The 18,540-nt window shown below is 32.6% G+C and carries 21 protein-coding genes; 14 read left to right on the top strand and 7 right to left on the bottom strand.

Annotated elements, in window-relative coordinates; genetic code table 11:
• Positions 1-3: 3 nt before the first annotated feature.
• Both D6T69_RS04105 and D6T69_RS04100 read right to left on the bottom strand, forming a co-directional pair.
• Positions 4-675, bottom strand: a complete 672-nt coding sequence (locus D6T69_RS04105; RefSeq protein WP_125066580.1) for a hypothetical protein — start codon at positions 673-675, stop codon at positions 4-6.
• Between the two features lie 35 nt (positions 676-710).
• Positions 711-1,427 (bottom strand): NRDE family protein, encoded by a 717-nt coding sequence (locus tag D6T69_RS04100; RefSeq protein ID WP_125066579.1) that lies wholly within the window; start codon positions 1,425-1,427, stop codon positions 711-713.
• A gap of 141 nt (positions 1,428-1,568) precedes the next feature.
• On the opposite strand from D6T69_RS04100, the gene pruA reads away from it, so the two are divergent.
• The 5 genes from pruA to D6T69_RS04075 all read left to right on the top strand — a co-directional run bounded on the left by pruA (position 1,569) and on the right by D6T69_RS04075 (position 6,993).
• The gene (pruA, locus tag D6T69_RS04095) at positions 1,569-3,194 is read left to right on the top strand and encodes an L-glutamate gamma-semialdehyde dehydrogenase (protein WP_125066578.1); all 1,626 of its coding nucleotides are present in this window, start codon (positions 1,569-1,571) and stop codon (positions 3,192-3,194) included.
• A gap of 120 nt (positions 3,195-3,314) precedes the next feature.
• Positions 3,315-4,226, top strand: a complete 912-nt coding sequence (locus tag D6T69_RS04090) for a glutaminase (RefSeq protein ID WP_125066577.1) — start codon at positions 3,315-3,317, stop codon at positions 4,224-4,226.
• A gap of 80 nt (positions 4,227-4,306) precedes the next feature.
• The gene (locus D6T69_RS04085) at positions 4,307-4,843 is read left to right on the top strand and encodes a helix-turn-helix domain-containing protein (RefSeq protein WP_125066576.1); all 537 of its coding nucleotides are present in this window, start codon (positions 4,307-4,309) and stop codon (positions 4,841-4,843) included.
• 113 nt (positions 4,844-4,956) lie between these two features.
• Positions 4,957-6,411 carry a serine hydrolase domain-containing protein gene (locus D6T69_RS04080; protein ID WP_125066575.1) on the top strand — a complete coding sequence of 485 codons (1,455 nt, stop codon included), beginning with the start codon at positions 4,957-4,959 and terminating at the stop codon, positions 6,409-6,411.
• A 153-nt stretch (positions 6,412-6,564) separates the two neighbouring features.
• Entirely contained in the window at positions 6,565-6,993 is a 429-nt protein-coding gene (locus tag D6T69_RS04075; RefSeq protein ID WP_125066574.1) for a hypothetical protein, read from the top strand.
• Positions 6,994-7,088: 95 nt separating this feature from the next.
• Here the strand turns inward: D6T69_RS04075 and D6T69_RS04070 are convergent, their stop codons facing one another.
• Complete coding sequence (locus D6T69_RS04070) at positions 7,089-7,724, bottom strand: YceI family protein (RefSeq protein WP_164506682.1); 636 nt, start codon at positions 7,722-7,724, stop codon at positions 7,089-7,091.
• 183 nt (positions 7,725-7,907) lie between these two features.
• Here D6T69_RS04070 and D6T69_RS04065 point away from each other — a divergent pair, with 183 nt between their 5' ends.
• From D6T69_RS04065 to D6T69_RS04050, 4 genes are all read left to right on the top strand, one after another.
• On the top strand, positions 7,908-9,140 hold the full coding sequence (locus tag D6T69_RS04065) for a DEAD/DEAH box helicase (protein ID WP_125066572.1): 1,233 nt from the start codon (positions 7,908-7,910) through the stop codon (positions 9,138-9,140).
• 78 nt (positions 9,141-9,218) lie between these two features.
• Positions 9,219-9,548, top strand: a complete 330-nt coding sequence (locus D6T69_RS04060) for an ArsR/SmtB family transcription factor (protein ID WP_125066571.1) — start codon at positions 9,219-9,221, stop codon at positions 9,546-9,548.
• A gap of 47 nt (positions 9,549-9,595) precedes the next feature.
• The gene (locus tag D6T69_RS04055; RefSeq protein WP_125066570.1) at positions 9,596-10,063 is read left to right on the top strand and encodes a DUF6428 family protein; all 468 of its coding nucleotides are present in this window, start codon (positions 9,596-9,598) and stop codon (positions 10,061-10,063) included.
• A gap of 1 nt (position 10,064) precedes the next feature.
• Complete coding sequence (locus D6T69_RS04050; protein WP_125069172.1) at positions 10,065-10,691, top strand: arsenate-mycothiol transferase ArsC; 627 nt, start codon at positions 10,065-10,067, stop codon at positions 10,689-10,691.
• Here D6T69_RS04050 and rsmG read toward each other — a convergent pair.
• Complete coding sequence (rsmG, locus tag D6T69_RS04045; RefSeq protein WP_047788308.1) at positions 10,688-11,317, bottom strand: 16S rRNA (guanine(527)-N(7))-methyltransferase RsmG; 630 nt, start codon at positions 11,315-11,317, stop codon at positions 10,688-10,690. The genes D6T69_RS04050 and rsmG overlap by 4 nt on opposite strands.
• A gap of 298 nt (positions 11,318-11,615) precedes the next feature.
• Here rsmG and D6T69_RS04040 point away from each other — a divergent pair, with 298 nt between their 5' ends.
• Together D6T69_RS04040 and D6T69_RS04035 are read left to right on the top strand one after the other, a co-directional pair.
• Positions 11,616-12,707: a fatty acid desaturase family protein gene (locus tag D6T69_RS04040; protein ID WP_125066569.1), complete on the top strand. Its 1,092-nt coding sequence runs from the start codon at positions 11,616-11,618 to the stop codon at positions 12,705-12,707.
• A 24-nt stretch (positions 12,708-12,731) separates the two neighbouring features.
• Positions 12,732-13,919 carry a pyridoxal phosphate-dependent aminotransferase gene (locus tag D6T69_RS04035; protein WP_206197835.1) on the top strand — a complete coding sequence of 396 codons (1,188 nt, stop codon included), beginning with the start codon at positions 12,732-12,734 and terminating at the stop codon, positions 13,917-13,919.
• A gap of 61 nt (positions 13,920-13,980) precedes the next feature.
• Here the strand turns inward: D6T69_RS04035 and D6T69_RS04030 are convergent, their stop codons facing one another.
• Positions 13,981-14,460: a retropepsin-like aspartic protease gene (locus tag D6T69_RS04030; RefSeq protein WP_125066568.1), complete on the bottom strand. Its 480-nt coding sequence runs from the start codon at positions 14,458-14,460 to the stop codon at positions 13,981-13,983.
• Positions 14,461-14,496: 36 nt separating this feature from the next.
• Here D6T69_RS04030 and D6T69_RS04025 point away from each other — a divergent pair, with 36 nt between their 5' ends.
• Together D6T69_RS04025 and D6T69_RS04020 are read left to right on the top strand one after the other, a co-directional pair.
• The gene (locus D6T69_RS04025) at positions 14,497-15,261 is read left to right on the top strand and encodes a TatD family hydrolase (protein WP_125066567.1); all 765 of its coding nucleotides are present in this window, start codon (positions 14,497-14,499) and stop codon (positions 15,259-15,261) included.
• Complete coding sequence (locus D6T69_RS04020) at positions 15,254-15,748, top strand: methylated-DNA--[protein]-cysteine S-methyltransferase (protein ID WP_125066566.1); 495 nt, start codon at positions 15,254-15,256, stop codon at positions 15,746-15,748. Before D6T69_RS04025 ends, D6T69_RS04020 begins: the two co-directional genes overlap by 8 nt.
• Before the next feature lie 68 nt (positions 15,749-15,816).
• Here the strand turns inward: D6T69_RS04020 and D6T69_RS04015 are convergent, their stop codons facing one another.
• On the bottom strand, positions 15,817-16,263 hold the full coding sequence (locus tag D6T69_RS04015) for a nucleoside deaminase (RefSeq protein ID WP_125066565.1): 447 nt from the start codon (positions 16,261-16,263) through the stop codon (positions 15,817-15,819).
• Positions 16,264-16,357: 94 nt separating this feature from the next.
• On the opposite strand from D6T69_RS04015, the gene D6T69_RS04010 reads away from it, so the two are divergent.
• Complete coding sequence (locus tag D6T69_RS04010; protein ID WP_164506681.1) at positions 16,358-17,119, top strand: UDP-2,3-diacylglucosamine diphosphatase; 762 nt, start codon at positions 16,358-16,360, stop codon at positions 17,117-17,119.
• Between the two features lie 63 nt (positions 17,120-17,182).
• On the opposite strand, the gene D6T69_RS04005 is transcribed toward D6T69_RS04010, so the two are convergent.
• Positions 17,183-18,535, bottom strand: coding sequence for a RagB/SusD family nutrient uptake outer membrane protein (locus tag D6T69_RS04005; RefSeq protein ID WP_164506680.1), 1,353 nt, complete (start codon positions 18,533-18,535; stop codon positions 17,183-17,185).
• Between the last annotated feature and the right edge of the window lie 5 nt (positions 18,536-18,540).

Here is an 18,540-nt window from a genome sequence, read left to right as displayed (position 1 = left end):
AATTTAATTCTCTAATTGTATTTTATTTTTGATTGTTTGCTTGTTTGCTATAATGTCTTGTGCTTGTAGATGCAGCATAATAGCTTTTTTGCTTTTTGATATTCTTGCTTGATTATTCTCTGTTGATTTTATCGGTGTTTCAAACCTATAAACGCTAGTATAAGTTGCAGTTTCAAACACTTTACGATCTTGATTTTTTGTTTTTCTAAACTCTTTTCCTAAATCAAAATGATGACTGCGTGTAAATGTTTTACTTTTTTCATTAAAGGTAAAATGTTTATTTTTTTTGATAGCTTCTATGTGTTTCTTTGAGCTAAAATTAGCTATTACCTTATTTAAAGCCTCCACATTATCAAAATCACACGAAACCGTAACAATAAACTCATTAAAATCTAACGTGTTTTTTACGTTATGAACTCCTTTTGTTCCTTTAATTTTAGAAACAATTTCTTGTACTTTTTTTCTTATGGTTACTTTTGATGGTACTTTGTAGCCATTTATACTATCGAGCAACATTATAGAGGCTAACTTTGTTTTACTTTTACTTAGATTAATAGTTAAAACAGCACTTCCAGAACCGTCTTTATTAAAAGTTACCTCTTCAACGAACTCGAAACAACTTGTGAATAAGAAAATAGAAATTACAGAAAATAGTAGCAGTAATCTTTTATTCATAAAAACTTTTTTGCAAAGATATTAAATAGCTTTTATTACAAGCGAATGATTTCTGCCTCTATTTTGTTAATATTTGAATGTAAATCGTAGTAACTCATGCTAAGTTGTTTTTCATTTTTTATTACTGAAGTTACACTAACAGTTTCTACATTATGACGCTTCATTTTTAATGATATTTCTTTACTACCTCTTGTTTCATCCTGATGAAAGTTAACAATATCCGATTGATGAAACTCTTTATTTTCCGATAACCAATCTGCAAACCACTCTTTTCTTAGCTGTTTCATTTCATCAGTATATAGTGTAGATGATGACCAGATTTTAGGAGTTTTATCTAGCTCTTGAAAATGTTTCCCTTTTACATCCCAAACCAACTCATACGCTTTTAATTCCGAAGCCCAATCAACTAATACGATGGTAAAAGGCTCAATTCCTTCAAAATCAAAATGATTAATTATTTCAACAGGGTCTTCAACCTTTAATAGTTGTTTTACAATAACTCCTCTACTCATTCGGTATGACTCTGCTCTTTCATGTTTTGTAAAGCCCCCATTTAACAAGCAAATTAATCTGTTTTTTTCACTTAACCCTATCCATGTACCTCCTGCCAATTCATCTTTCGGATAGGTTAATTTTATCCCGTCTTCAACATATGTTTTTGGTGCAATCGTTTTTCGTTTCGGGTCTTCATCTCTATTTGAAGTTAATATAAAATTTTTATTCCCTAAGGGTAAATAAGTTACCGTACACATATTGTTTTCCTTTTATATAATTCCAGCCTTATGTCCATTTAAATATTCCTAAAATAACCGTAACTTTGTCATTTAAGAAAGTTCATTATTGGGCTTTTTCAATAACAAAGAAAGAAATTTAATTCAACAAACAACATACAAATGGGAAAAGGATTTTTTCACGTACCAACTGCCATTAACGAACCAGTAAAAGGATATGCTCCTGGATCTACAGAGCGCGAAGCTGTTTCAAAACAATACAAAGAATATTTTAACGGATCTGTTGATGTACCAATGTACATTGGTAACGAAGAAGTTAGAACAGGAAATACTCGTAATATGACTCCTCCTCACGATCACCAACACGTGGTAGGGCAATATCATATTGGAGATAGATCTCATGCTGAAAAAGCGATTGCTAATGCTTTAGAAGCTCGTACTGAGTGGGCGCAAATGCCATGGGAACAAAGAGCTGCTATCTTTTTACGTGCTGCTGAGTTAATTGCTGGTCCTTACCGTGCAAAGATTAATGCTGCAACAATGATTGCGCAATCTAAAACAGTTCACCAAGCTGAGATTGATGCTGCTTGTGAGTTAATTGACTTTTTACGTTTTAACGTAGAATATATGTCTGAAATTTACAACGAGCAACCAAACTCTGACGACGGAATTTGGAACCGTGTTGAGTACCGTCCGTTAGAAGGATTTGTATACGCAATTACTCCATTTAACTTTACTGCAATTGCTGCAAACTTACCTGCATCAGCTGCAATGATGGGGAACGTTGTGGTATGGAAACCATCAGATAGCCAAATTTTCTCTGCAAAAGTAATTGTAGATGTATTTAAAGAAGCTGGTGTACCAGACGGTGTTATCAACGTAATTTATGGTGATCCTGTTGAAATTACTGATGTAGTTTTATCTTCTCCTGATTTTGCTGGAATCCACTTTACAGGTTCTACTTATGTATTTAAGGAATTATGGAAAAAGATTGGTGAAAACATTCACACTTACAAAACATACCCAAGAATTGTAGGAGAAACTGGTGGTAAAGATTTTATCATTGCACATCCTTCTGCAAACCCAAAACAAGTAGCTACAGGTATTTCTCGTGGTGCTTTTGAATTCCAAGGTCAAAAATGTTCTGCGGCTTCAAGAGTATACTTACCAAAATCGTTAGCTGAAGAAACCTTAAACTATGTAAAAGAAGATATCGCTTCTTTTAAAATGGGTTCTCCAGAAGACATGAGCAACTTTATTACTGCCGTAATTCACGAAGGTTCATTTGATAAGTTAGCAAAGTATATTGACCAAGCAAAAGCTGATGCTGATGCAGAAATTATTGCTGGTGGTAACTACGATAAATCAAAAGGATACTTTATTGAGCCAACTGTTATCTTAACTACAAACCCTAAATACACTACTATGGAAACTGAATTATTCGGCCCTGTAGTAACTATTTATGTTTACGAAGATGCTGATTGGGCTGATACTTTACAATTAGTTGACGGAACTTCTGAGTACGCATTAACTGGTGCTGTATTCTCAACAGATCGTTATGCAGTTGCTGAAGCTACTAAAGCTTTAGAAAACTGTGCTGGTAACTTCTATGTAAACGATAAGCCAACAGGTGCTGTAGTAGGACAACAACCATTTGGTGGAGCAAGAGCTTCAGGAACGAACGATAAAGCAGGATCTGCTCAAAACTTATTACGTTGGGTATCTCCTCGTTTAATTAAAGAAACTTTTGTTTCTCCTGTAGATTATCGTTACCCATTCTTAGGATAAAATATTCCGATTACGGAAATTTACTATAAGTTAAAAGCAACCTCAATGAGGTTGCTTTTTTATTTGTTTTCAAACAGAATTCAATTAATTTCGTTTAACACATATTAGTGTTTAGAAAAAATGAATTACAAAGAAATACTTGAAACTGTATATCAAAAAATAGCTCCTATTGAAAATGTAGGAGAGTTAGCTACCTATATTCCTGAATTAGCTACGATTAATTCTGAAAAATTTGGAGTGCATATTTCAACTGTTGCAAATACTAACTTTGGTTTGGGAAACTTTCAAGAAAAATTCTCTATTCAAAGTATTGCTAAAGTATTATCACTTTGTTTGGCATATAAACATCTTGGTGAATCTATTTGGGACAGATTGGGCGTAGAACCTTCAGGTAACAGTTTCAATTCACTTGTTCAATTGGAAACAGACAATGGTATTCCTAGAAATCCGTTTATCAATGCTGGTGCTATTGTAATTGCCGATATTTTAATTAGCAGTTTAGTAAATCCGAAGGAAGATTTATTGAATTTCATCAAGAGCCTTTCTAAAAATAAAGACATTGACTACTCTGCAAAAATTGCAGCCTCTGAAAAATCGGTAGGATACAGAAATGTTGCCTTGTGTAATTTTATTAAGTCCTACGGAAACATATACAACGACCCTGAAGTGGTGCTTGATTTCTATTTCGACTTATGTTCGCTGGAATTGACTTGCGAACAGCTTTCTGAATTATTTTTCTTCTTAGCCAATAACGGACAAACCAGACAGGGCGAGCAAATATTAACCAAAAGCCAATCCAAAAGAATCAATGCTTTGATGCAAACCTGTGGTTTTTACGACGAATCTGGTGAGTTTGCTTTCAAAGTTGGACTTGCAGGCAAAAGTGGTGTTGGTGGTGGTATTATTGCCATACACCCTAACCAATATGCGATTGCTGTATGGAGCCCTAAATTGAATAAAAAAGGAAATTCGTATAGAGGTATGCGCTTTTTAGAAGAGTTTACCACCCTTTCTGAACAATCTATTTTTTAGGTTGATTCTTGCTCTAATTTAAACTAACTTCGCTAACGTTGAACTTACACCATTATTCAACCAATACAAACAAAAAATTCATGAATGTTAAATTTCTAAGAACCCAAAAACATCTTACTCAGGAAGAACTTGCTGAGAAGTCTGGGGTTTCCATTAGAACAATTCAACGAATAGAAGCAGGTCAAGAACCAAAAGGATATACTGCAAAAGCACTTTCTAAAGCACTTGGCGTAGATTTAGCTACCATAAGTAATATAGAAAAACCAAAAGAAGCCATAAACTACTCGTTAGTTAAGCTAATCAATCTTTCTTCAGCATTTGTATCCTTTATTCCATTATTAAATATTATAGTACCATTGGTTATTATGTATTTTGGTAAGCAAAAAAATACTCTTACCAAACAAATCATCTCTCTCCAAATTTTATGGACCATCACTTCAACAATAATTTTTTTCCTCGCAGGATCACTTAAACTTTCACTATCTCTTTCTCGTCTTTTCTCTCTTTGGGTTATGATTTTTCTAATTCTAATAAATATCATTTTAATTATTATAAACACCGCCTCTATCGATAAAAACAAGAAACTGTACTTTAAGCTCAACTTTAGCTTCATATAAAGAGATTGTACTGTTTTTGGGCTATTGTCGTGAGGTTGACGCATTATTGTCAGGCTAGTTTTTATGAATACAGTAGCATCATTTATGACTTTTGCACAACAAAAAACATAAAAATGAACAAAACATATTTCTGTAGTATTCTATTACTTATTTTCACAAGTTCTATTTTACAAGCTCAAAAAAAAGCTCAATCAACAACTCTTTATTCAAGAATAGATAACTACCTAACCAAAGGAACACAAAATGGCTTTTCAGGAGCTGTTTCTGTAATTAAAAAAGGGAAAGTCATCATCAATAAAGGTTATGGATTAGCCAACAAAAACACTCAAACACTTAATAATCCAAACACAATTTTTGATATCGGCTCTAACACAAAGCAATTTACCGCAACCGCAATTTTGAAACTTGCTGAATTGGACAAACTAAAATTAACAGATTCATTAAGCCAGTTTTTCCCTAACTTACCTATAGATAAAAGAGGTATTACAATTCACCAATTATTATCACATACCGCTGGTTTTACAGAAACTATTGGTAGGGATTTTGACAAAATCGAACCAAAGCAATTTTTTGAAAAACTTTTTGCGAGTGATTTATTGGCTAAACCTGGTGAGAAATATTCTTACTCAAACGTAGGCTATAGTATCTTGGGGAGAATTATAGAGTTGGTTACTGGTCAAACCTATGAAGCTTTTTTAAACCAGTATCTATTTAAACCTGCTGGAATGAAACAAACAGGATATCTCTTACCAAAATGGGATATCACGCAACTATCTCGTAGTTATAATAGAGGTATTATTGATAGCAAATCACCCATTATTCAATATCAGAAAGACGGAGAAATTTCTTGGCATTTAAAAGCAAATGGAGGAATCAATTCTACTCAAAATGACATGTTACTTTGGCACAATGCGCTCAAAAAAAATAAAATCATATCAAAAAAATCATTTAAAAAACTAACCGCTCCACATGCTGATTACCCTAGCGGAAAGTTAAGTTATGCATATGGATGGACGGTAAAAACTTTAAAAAACAACACCAAAAGAATAGCCCATAATGGTTCTAATGGAGCCTATGCTCATTCTATTATTTGGTTTCCTAAAGAAGACATCTATGTTGTCTATGCAACCAATGCAAACAGCTCAGAAGTAGAATTCGTTGCTTATGCAATTGCAAAAATAATTCTAGATAAAAACTATACTCCAAAACCAATTAAGAACAATGTATATTCGTACGCCATAAACTATATCAGACAACATACAATAGAAGATTCAGAAAACCTCATTGTATTGCTTAAAGAAAATTATGCTGATGATTTTACAAACTCTAGACTTTTAAACTCTATCGGGAACATCTTATTGATGTTGAATAAAAATACTGACTGGGCACTGGAAGTTTTTAAAATAAATACTCAGTTACATCCTAAAGATGGTAATATTTGGGATTCCTTGGGTGATGGTTATAAAGCTAACAACATGAAAGAGGATGCTATTAAAAGCTACCAAAAGGCTATTGAATTGGGTTATAAAAATTCACAGCAGAAATTAGAGAAACTAATAAAAAATTAAAATGTTATTATTTACAGATTACTATACTATTTTCTGAGCAGTCTATTTTTTTAGAAGGTCAAAATAATATCTTTTTCTTCTTTGATTTTAGCTTTAATTTTTAATAGATTCGCTCTAACAAAAATGAATATGAATAATTAAAAATTGAACACTATGAAATTAAAAATTTTATTAGGGCTAATTGCATTATTTACTTTTACACAAGTCTCATTAGCTCAAAAAATTAAACTAAAAAAAGGAAAAGTATTATTAGACGGAAAAGAAATTCTAAAATATGAAAGAGAGGATTTTGGTGTTTATCAAATCCATTTTTATTCTTTAGATTCAGATGATGAAATTCTATTTTTTAAAAGAAATGATAATGAAACATCTAGTTATTTTGATGACGATTACACTCAAATTAAGTTTTTAGGTTTTAAAAAGTCATTGGAGATAAAACAAAAAAAGTCTTGGAAAAAATATTTGTTATGGCTAATAAAAAAGAAAGTTCTAGATAAAAACGGAAAATTAAATGAAGATAAAGCTGATGACTTAATTGAAAATTATGATGAGAACATAACCGGTAGAACCATTAGATATTAACAAGAAATTTTACTCTTTTAAAAAAGTCAACATAAGACTTAAACAAAAAAGCATACAACATTTCTTTAAATATTGTATGCTTTTTATTTTTTCAATTAACACAAATCAATTTTCATATTCAAATACAACCATTTGGTAGGAACATCCAACGATTGTCCGTTTACTAGCTTATCATAATCAATACCCCAATCCAGTAAATTTACTTGACCTTGTAATACCAATTCGCTAGACATGCTTTCGTATGAATTTCTAATTCCAGTTGCAAAAAACTTCACTTCTCTTTCCACTCCTTTAATAGACATCACTCCATTAATTTGATACCAATCTACTCCCATCACAAAAACATTCGTAGTTCTAAACCTTATTTTTTCGTTGTTATCGCTAATAAACACTCCTTTAGTTTTAACTCTTTTGGTTAAATCAGCCACATCACCTCTACATGCTCTAAATGAGTTTGGATCAACTTCAAAAGAAATTCGCATGTTTTCTAACGGATTTCCAGCATCCATTCGCACAGGAATATCTACTTTTAAATCGTCTACAACTCCTCCAAACGGTGTACTACAATGTCCGTGTGTTACAAACATATTAATCGTCTTGTTTTTTACAACTTCGGTTACCTCTTTTATTTCTTTTGGTGTAACTGTTGAAGTACTTTTAGCAAATCCGCTTACCAAAACTATAGTTAGCAATGCCCCAACTAACAAAATTCTATTTTTAATGGTTTTCATACTATTCATTTTTAAAGTTTTCATCAAAACTATCGCAAGCTTCCGTTAAAAGTGTAAATCAATTGTCAAAAAAGTGTAAAAAGTGCTTTTAACTACTGGTTCATGCTCATTTAGCCCTCTGAAATACCACAAAATAAATTTTTCATTCTCTGTTTTGACCTACCTTTGCAAAAAAATATTTGAATGCAGTTTACAGACTTACAACTCAATAAATCTATCTTAAAAGCGCTTACGGAAGAAAGGCATCACAAACCAACTTTAGTACAACAAGAAGTAATTCCATTGGTACTCGATAAAAAAGATGTGATTGTAGCTGCACAAACAGGTACTGGTAAAACTGCTGCTTTTGCATTACCTATTATTCAAGAGCTTTCTAAAGAAGCTGATGTTGAAAAAGGAGCCAAAAAGATCAAAGCTTTAATTATAAGCCCTACCCGAGAACTTGCCATTCAAATTGAAGAAAATTTTAAAACCTATAGTAAGTACACTAACTTAAGAAGTACTGTTATATATGGGGGTATGTCTACACAACCTCAAAAAGATGTACTGGTAAAAGGTGTTGATATTTTAATTGCTACTCCAGGTCGTTTTATCGACTTGCACAAACAAGGTAGTATTGATGTTCGTCAACTAAAAACTTTTGTTTTAGATGAAGCTGATTTAATGTTAGACATGGGCTTTATTGACGATGTAAGAAAGATTGAAGAATTGTGTCCGCGTAAAAAACAAACCTTACTATTTTCTGCAACGATGCCAGAGAAGGTGAACGATTTAGCAAAATCAATGTTGTACAAACCTGAGAAAGTAGACATTTCACCTACGGAAACTACTTCTAAAAACATTGGTCAACTACTGTATTACACACCAAAAAAACATAAGGTTGACTTGTGTTTGCACTTATTACGCAATACTATAAAAGGACGTATTATTATATTTCGTCGTACCAAATTTGGAGTTGACAAATTGGAGAAAACTCTTCAAAAAAACGGCTATAAAGCAACCAGTGTTCATGGTGATAAATCTCAAAACTTACGTAACCAAGCCATAGAAGACTTCAAAAACAACAAAGCCAACATTTTAATTGCTACCGATGTTGCTGCTCGTGGAATTGACGTTAGTAAAGTAGATGCGGTAATTAATGTTGACTTACCTAACATTCCTGAAACGTATGTGCATAGAATTGGAAGAACTGGTAGAGCAGGTAAATCTGGAATCGCCTTTTCGTTATGTAGTGCAGATGAAACTTCCTATATCAAAGCTATTCAAGAATTTATGGATAGAACTATAAAAATTGTAGAAGACCATCCATTTCCGTTAGCCAAACCGAAGAAGAAAAAACAACCCAACACTATTAGTAAACACAAAAAAGGAAGAAAATCAGAAGCTTCTAAAAAAAAGAAAAAACGCTGGTATTAAACTTTTTATAAAAAATAACACTAAAAATAGTTGGTGTTTTATTTATTAATCGTAATATTGCAATATAATAATAAATCAATGGGATTAACCAAATCAGAAATATTTACTGAAGAGCAAAATCAATTAGCTACGATTGCGAAAGTGTTAGGGCACCCAGCTCGTATTGCTATTATAAAACACTTATTTAAATTGAATTCTTGTGTGTGTGGTGATTTAGTAAATGAAATCGGTTTGGCTCAACCTACTATTTCGCAACATTTAAAAGAATTAAAAAAAGTTGGTATTATTAAAGGGACTATTGAAGGAACTAGCGTTTGCTATTGCATCAATCCATCAACATGGAAAGAGATTAAAACCTTACTTTCTTCTTTTTTAAACCTTGATATAAATAACCAAAACTGTTGCTAAAAAAATTTGAATACATTAATCGTAATATTACAATAAATACTATAACCATGAAACTCTCAGAAATCAAACAACATTTAAGCGCATTAAAAACAATTGCTTTTCAATTACCTGACGGTAGCTTAGTTCCGAATCATTTTCACGTAACAGAAGTAGGAAAAGTTACTAAAAACTTTATCGATTGCGGTGGAACAGTTAGAAATGAAGAAGTCGTAAACTTTCAATTATGGAATGCCAATGATTATGATCACAGATTACACCCAGAGAAGTTAATTCACATTATTGAGTTATCAGAAAAAGTATTAAATATTCCTGATTTAGAAATTGAAGTAGAGTATCAAGGGAGTACTATTGGTAAATACGGATTAGATTTTGACGGAACCAACTTCTTATTAACTACAAAACAAACAGATTGTTTAGCGAAAGATAACTGCGGAATTCCAACAGAAAAACCAAGAGTAAAGCTATCTGACTTACAAAAACAAACTACTTGTGAACCTAACTCAGGATGCTGCTAATATGAAAACACAAACCTCAACACTATTTACTGAAATACAACAAACTCTTTCAAGTTTACCAACTGTTTCGGAAGAGCGAAAACAAGTTTTACAACCGCTTGTAAATTACATTCAGGAAAAATTAAATAATAAAGAACTTATAAACCTGAATTTTATTTGTACACATAACTCAAGAAGAAGTCACTTGTCGCAAGTATGGGCGCAAACTATGGCGTATCACTACCAAATACCAAATGTAAATACGTATTCTGGTGGTACAGAAGCTACAGCGATGAATGCAACAGTGGTTACTACTTTAGTTGATAACGGATTTCAAATTCAACAATTATCTGATGGAACAAATCCTATATATGCGGTAAAATATGCTGATAACACATCATCTATTATAGGTTTTTCTAAAAAGTATGACAATGATTTTAATCCAACGTCTGCTTTTGGTGCTATCATGACTTGTTCACAAGCTGATGAAGGTTGTCCGTTCATTGCTGGCGCTGAAAAAAGAGTACCCGTTACTTATGAAGATCCAAAACTATATGATGGTACACCATTAGAAAAAGAGAAATACCTAGAGCGTAGCCTGCAAATTGCTGCTGAAATGCACTATGTATTTTCTACTGTAAAAGCTTAGCCTTTATATTTCATTGGTAAATGCACCACTTTTTTAGTTTCGAAGAAATCTTCTTCAAAAAAGTCAGGTAAATCATAAATGGTGGCTTTAGGGAAGTTCGCAAGTTCTTCCGTAAGGTCACCACCTTTTAAATATAAAATTCCGTTTTTAAGTGCGTGATTTTGTTTTTTATGCACTTTATTTTTCACCCAACGGTGAAATGTTTCCATTTGCGCTACCGCTCTACTTACAATAAAATCGTACGTATCATCAACTTCTTCAACACGTCCGTGAGTCGTTTTTACATTCTGTAAACCTAAACCTTCAGCAACTTCATTTACTACTTTAATCTTCTTACCGATAGAATCTACCAAATGAAATTGAGTTTCAGGAAATAAAATAGCTAACGGAATTCCTGGAAAACCTCCTCCAGTACCTACATCCATTACTTTGGCTCCAGCTTTAAACTCCATCACCTTTGCAATTCCTAGTGAATGTAATACGTGACGTAAATACAATTCATCAATATCTTTACGAGAAACTACATTAATTTTTAAGTTCCAGTCTTCATACAATTCTTGCAACTTAGAAAATTGCTCTAATTGTGTTTCCGATAAATTGTCAAAGTATTTTTTTACAAGTTTCAAACCAATGTATATTTAAATTAAGCACTTACTTTTTTTAGGTAACCTATTAAGACATATTAATCAGTACAAAATACTACCTACTATAAAATTTCTTCTCTTTGGGTATTACAACAGACTCTGTCTATTTAATAATTCCTCTATAGAGGATTCCATGAAGTGATTTTTTTCGTTGCAAAAATAAAAAACTAATTGGTATTGTTAATTTTTCTGCAAAAGATATTAATCTAGTTAAAAAGTTAAGCTTTAGCAATAACCGTGAACCAAAAACGTTTATTTTTGCGGTACAAACAAACAACAAATGAAGACAGTAAACTTCTCAAGAATAGACAAAGCCAAGTTTTTTAGAACTCTGAATAAAAGAGTTAATACTTACTTTAAAGAAAACAATATTAAGCGTACAGGTAACTGGAAACTATATTCAAAAGCTATTATTATGTTAGCTACGTTTATCGTTCCGTTCATATTAATTTTAACTGTTGATATGTCGCAATGGATAAAATTAGCTCTTGCTATTGTAATGGGTATTGGAATGGCTGGAGTAGGAATGAATGTGATGCACGATGCTAACCACGAATCTTTTTCTAGTAAGAAATGGGTAAATAAGCTTTTTGGAAGCAGTATTTATATTTTAGCAGGTAATGTGTATAACTGGAAAGTACAACACAATGTATTACACCATACATACACAAACATTCAAGACCATGATGAAGATATGGATGCTGGTAGAATTATCCGTTTTTCAAAACACACACAATGGTTATGGATTCATAAATTCCAAAAATATTATTCAATCTTTTTATACGGATTGTTAACTATTAACTGGGCTATTACTACTGATTTTAAGCAAATGCACAGTTACTTAAAGCGTAAGTTATCCTATGGAGAATTTCCAAATCCAGCTAAAGAATGGACGAAACTAGTAGTTTCTAAAGTTATTTATTATTCACTTTGGATTGTATTACCAATTGCAGTAATGAATGTTGCTTGGTGGAAAGTATTAATCGGTTTTTTTGTGATGCACTATACTGCGGGAATTATTTTAAGTGTGGTTTTCCAATTAGCACACATTGTTCCTAAAACAGAAACTCCTTTACCAGATGAAGATGGTAATATGAAAAACACTTGGGCTATTCACCAATTATATACTACAGCAAATTTTGCTCCTAAAAATTGGTTTATCAACTTTTACACAGGTGGATTAAATCACCAAGTAGAGCACCACATTTTCCCAAATATTTCTCATATTCACTATAATAAGTTAGCTCAAATTGTAAAAGAAACTGCTAAGGAATTTAACCTTCCTTATAATGAGTATAAAACTACACGTAAAGCAGTTATTGAGCATTTTAGACACTTAGCTGAATTAGGGAAAAAACCGCAATTAGCATAAATCAACATACAACATAACAACACAATGTCAAACGCATTATCAAACAGAATTCAAAGTTTACCAGTATCGCAAACTTTAGCAATGGCTGCTAAAGCAAGAGAATTAAAAGCTGAAGGTAAAGACATCATTAGTTTAAGTTTAGGAGAACCAGATTTTAACACTCCTGATTTTATTAAAGATGCTGCTATTGAAGCTATTAATCAAGACTACAACTCATACACTCCAGTTGACGGATATGTAGAGTTAAAAGAAGCTATTTGCGAGAAGTTTAAACGTGATAATAACTTAACATATGCTCCAAACCAAGTAGTTGTTTCTACAGGAGCAAAACAATCTATTGCTAACGTAGCTCAGGTATTATTAAACCCTGGTGATGAAGTATTATTACCAGCTCCATATTGGGTAAGTTATTCTGCAATTGCAACTTTGTGTGAGGCTAAGTTTACCGAAATTCCTTCTTCTATTGAAAATGATTTCAAAATCACTCCAGAACAATTAGAAGCTGCTATTTCGCCAAAAACAAAAATGATTTTCTTTAACTCGCCAAACAACCCAAGTGGAACAATTTATAGCGAGGAAGAATACAGAGCACTGGCTAAAGTATTAGAAAAGCATCTAGATATTTATATTTTATCTGACGAAATATATGAGCACATTAACTACGGAACAAAACCGTTTAGTTTTGCTGCTATTGAAAGTATGTACGATCGTACCATTACTGTGAACGGTTTAGCGAAAGCTTTTGCAATGACAGGATGGAGAATCGGTTATATCGGAGCTCCTGAATGGATTGCTAAAGCATGTACAAAAATGCAAGGTCAAATTACTTCAGGAACCAACTGTATCGCTCAACGTGCTGCAATTACCGCAGTAAAAGCATCACCAGAAAAAGTACAATACATGGTAGATGAGTTTAAAAACCGTAGAGATTTAGTATTAGAATTATTAGGAGAAATTGAAGGATTTAAATTAAACGTACCTGAAGGTGCTTTTTATGTATTCCCTGACATTTCTGATTTCTTCGGAAAAACAATCCAAGGAAAAGAGATAAAGAATGCTAATGATTTTTCTATGTTATTATTAGAGAAAGCAAATGTGGCTACAGTAACTGGTGAAGCTTTTGGTGCACCAAACTGTGTTCGTTTATCGTATGCCGCTTCTGAATTACAATTACGTGAGGCAATTAAGAGAATTAAAGAAGTTTTAAGTTAACTAACTTAAACTATTAAGTATAAAAAAATCTGTAAGACGTGTCTTACGGATTTTTTATGTTCTAAAATGGAACTTTTAATTTTCTAACTTTTTTCTTTTTAAGCTTCTTTAAATACAATGCTCTCTTGTTATAATCAATAAAGGCTTTTCCTTCCTCTAAAATATCTGCTCCTATAATTCCGTCTACCTCATCAGCATCGTGTTGCTTTAAAGCTGTATTTACATGCGTTAAGTCAAACAATACTAAATCACATGAATCATTTTTCCACTTTCCTATTTTAAGAGAATTGTTTCCTGATTTATGTGTTTCCATATCCGTCGCTCCTGCTCCTGCAGCTTTTACTTCACTTTCTTCAGAAATAAGCTTGAAACGCTCTATTAAATCTAATCCAACACACGAATTAGAAGCCCCTGTATCTAAAATAAACCTTCCTTTAACACCATTTATCTCCGCATCTAACTCTAAATGATTTGTTACCATTTTTTTGAGTTTTATTTTAATGTATTTCTTTTTTCGTAATACTTTTTTCAAACTTGCCATTTCTTGTACTTTTGTCTCGTAAAGATACGGCAATAAATGATTACAGATACACACACCCACTTATATTCAAGTCAGTTTGACGAGGAAAGAGACGAAATGATACAACGTGCTAAAGAAGCTGGAGTTTCTCGTTTCTTTATTCCTGCTATTGATAGTTCTTATACAGAACGTATGTTCGATTTAGAAAAAAATTATCCGAACGGTGTATTTTTAATGATGGGGCTGCACCCAACTTCAGTAAAAGAAAACTATCAGGAAGAGTTAGCTCATGTAAAAGAGTGGTTAGACAAGCGTGATTTTTATGCGATTGGTGAAATTGGTATCGACTTATATTGGGATAAATCATTTTTGCCACAACAACAAGAAGCTTTTCGTACACAAATTCAGTGGGCAAAAGAAAGAAAACTACCAATTGTTATCCATTGTCGTGATGCTTTTGATGAAATTTTTGAAGTTTTAGAAACTGAAAAAGGAGATGATTTATATGGAATTTTTCACTGTTTTACAGGAACTTTAGAGCAAGCGGAAAAAGCGATTTCTTACAACATGAAATTAGGAATTGGAGGTGTAGCTACTTTTAAAAACGGAAAAATTGACAAGTTTCTAAACCAAATAGACATTAAACATATTGTCTTAGAAACCGATTCGCCATACCTAGCACCTACTCCATATCGAGGAAAACGCAATGAGAGTAGTTATATTACTCAGGTTGTGGATAAATTAGTAGATATTTATGGATTGACTTTCAATCAAATTTCGGAAATTACAACACAGAACTCTAAAGACGTTTTTGGTGTCTAACTTACAAACCACATATTATAAAACTCCTATCGGAATTGCCAAGATTGAAGGTGATGAAAATGGAATCCAATCGATTTCAGTATTCGACGAAGATACTTCGGCTGCATTCAGCTCCTCAAAGGAAATTCCATCTTGTTTACAAAATTGTGTTACGCAGCTGGATGAATATTTTGCTGGAAAAAGAACAGATTTTGATCTACAATTGAATCCACAGGGAACAACTTTTCAACAATCGGTTTGGAATGAATTATTAAACATTTCTTTTGGAAGGACTAGAACCTACTTAGAACAAACCAAACAATTAGGTGATGTAAAAGCAATTCGTGCTGTAGCTTCTGCTAACGGTAAAAACCCTATTTGGATCGTTATTCCCTGTCACAGAGTTGTAGGTTCTGATGGATCGTTAACAGGATATGCAGGCGGTATTTGGCGTAAAAAATGGCTATTGGAGCACGAAAGCGGAGCAAAACAACAAACATTATTTTAAGTTGTTTAGTTAAACTTAATTTCAGCTTCCCTTAATGAGATTCCGAAACAAGTTCGGAATGACTATCATCAATTTAAATTGCGTTTTTCAATAAAAAACTTCTTCAACAAAAAGCCGCATTCTTCTTCTAAAACTCCTGATATTACTTTTGTTTTAGGATGTATTTTAGTTTGTAAAACAGAAAAACCAAGTTTGGGTTCACTAGCTCCATACACTATTTTACCTATTTGCGTCCAGTAACTCGCTCCCGCACACATTTGGCAAGGCTCCAATGTAACATACAAGGTGCAGTCTTTTAAATATTTTCCACCTAAAAAATCTGCTGCTGCAGTAAACGCTTGCATTTCGGCATGCGCTGTAACATCGTTTAACAACTCAGTTAAATTATGCGCTCTAGCAATAATTTGGTTATTAAAAACGATTACTGCACCTACCGGAACTTCTCCTTTATCAAAAGCAAGCTCAGCCTCTTGTAAGGCTTTTTTCATAAAGTAAGTATCATCAAACGGATTCATATACATGGATTCATATAAGTTCTTAAACAAATGTAGCCAAAATTTGTTTGTGCTAACTCTGAGTAAAATACTTATTTTTACCAAAATTTACGATTTGATTTCAATCAGCACTTCTGAAAATAAAAAAGTCTATTTTGCTTCCGATCAACATTTAGGAGCTCCAACTTCTGAGGCTAGTTTTCCTCGTGAACAAAAATTTGTTGCATGGTTAAACGAAGTTAAAAAAGATGCCGAAGCAATTTTTATTTTAGGTGATTTATTTGATTTTTGGTTTGAGTATAAAACTGTGGTTCCTAAAGGTTTTGTTCGCGTTTTAGGAAAGCTTGCTGAAATAAAAGACAACGGTATCCCAATTTACTTTTTTGTTGGAAATCACGATTTATGGATGCGTGATTATTTTGAAAAGGAATTAAATATTCCCGTGTATCATTCTCCTCAAGAGTTTACAATCAATAATAAATTATTTTTAATTGGTCATGGTGATGGATTAGGACCTGGAGACAAAGGGTATAAGCGTATGAAAAAAGTATTTACATTTCCTTTATTTCAATGGATGTTTCGCTGGTTACACCCAGATTTAGGTATGCGATTAGGACAATATATGTCGGTTAAAAACAAACTGATTTCTGGTGATGAAGACGCTAAATTTTTAGGTGAAGATAATGAGTGGTTAGTACAGTATTGTAAGCGCAAACTAGAAACTAAACACTACAATTATTTTATTTTTGGGCACAGACATCTTCCTTTAGAAATTCAACTTCAAGAAAACAGCACTTATTTGAACACTGGTGACTGGATTAAGTACTTTACATATGCTGTTTTTGAAAATGATAAACTAGTTTTAAAAGAATTTTAAAATAAAAAAGGAGCCTATTTGGGCTCCTTTATCAAATATCACAATTAAAAACAAGTCATGTTGTTAATTAACATTCTCACTAAAAGGTGTTGGAAAAGCAGTTATAATGTTATCTCCTGCTCTATCTAGCGGGACATATGTAGAATTCAATCTATCCAAACGTCTTAAATCTACCCATCTGTGACCTTCTCCCAGCAACGAATATCTTCTTTGATTCAATACTTCTTCAAGTAAATCATTATCTGTTGTTCCCCCTGAATAATTAAGTAATCCGGCAGCATTTCTTACTATATCTATTGCATTGATTGCTTCCGTATTGTTAGTTCCTATGTTCGCTTCTGCATACATTAAAATTAATTCTTCATTTCTAATTAAATAAACAGGATCTGTATTAGTTTTATACACAGAAATTTGGTGAGTCCCTGTAAGTCCGTCAAAAGAAGCTGGTTCATCTAGTAAAAAAGACTTTCTATTAACTCTTGTATCTCCAGTTTCAGCATTTGCTATCCATGAATTATGAATTACAAACTCTTGACCAGATTGTCCAGGCACATAATACAGGTTATTTAATATATCATTACCTGAAGCTCCAAATACATGAGCAACCCCTATAAACAGTCCTCCATTCAAATCAAAAAATGACTCATTTAAAAAGTTTAAAACAGATACCATATCCCCCTGATATAATGCAACTCTAGCAACTAAAGCCCTATTAAACTCTATAAAATCATTAGGAGATAACGGTAATTTTTCTCCCGGTGTATCTGGATCTGGTTTTCTTAAATCATCAAAACCACTACTTAAAGGAAAATCAAATTCATCAGGGGAATTTGATAAATCAATACTTGCTTCATTTAATAATCCTTTAATAAAAGTTAGAGATTCATCGTAGCCTATAAATCCTCCTAAATTATCTGGATCAGACACATCTACTCTTATTCCATTAGTATACTGCCTACTAGCTAACATTAAAAATGCATAAGCTTTTAATGTTTTAGCGTAACCGTAATATGAATTTTTAACTTCATCATCAAATCCTGCTGCAGAATTTTCAACTGCATTAATTAAAACATTCGCTGCTTTAACAACCCTATACCAGGCAGCAAATGAACGAGTAGTTAAGAACCCATTATTATCTAGAGGGCCTTTTAAAATCTCTCCTGTGTAACGAGGATCAGTTCCCGACAGATCATAATATTCTCTTGCCAAATAACTAACAGTTTCATAGTGAAAATCTAAATCGTTTCTCATTATAGCCTCAAGACCTACAGCTAATGATTGTACGTCTGCTTGAGAAGCTCCTTCAGCAAAACTATCTATAGTTGGAGCATTAGAATTAGGCAGCTCTTCAAGTTCACACCCCACAATTAACGGCACAAAAACAAACACTAAAATTTTTATATAAATATTTTTCATGATTT

Source organism: Tenacibaculum singaporense (genome assembly GCF_003867015.1).
Lineage (GTDB): Bacteria > Bacteroidota > Bacteroidia > Flavobacteriales > Flavobacteriaceae > Polaribacter > Polaribacter singaporensis.
This window is presented reverse-complemented; position numbering and strand designations above follow the sequence as displayed.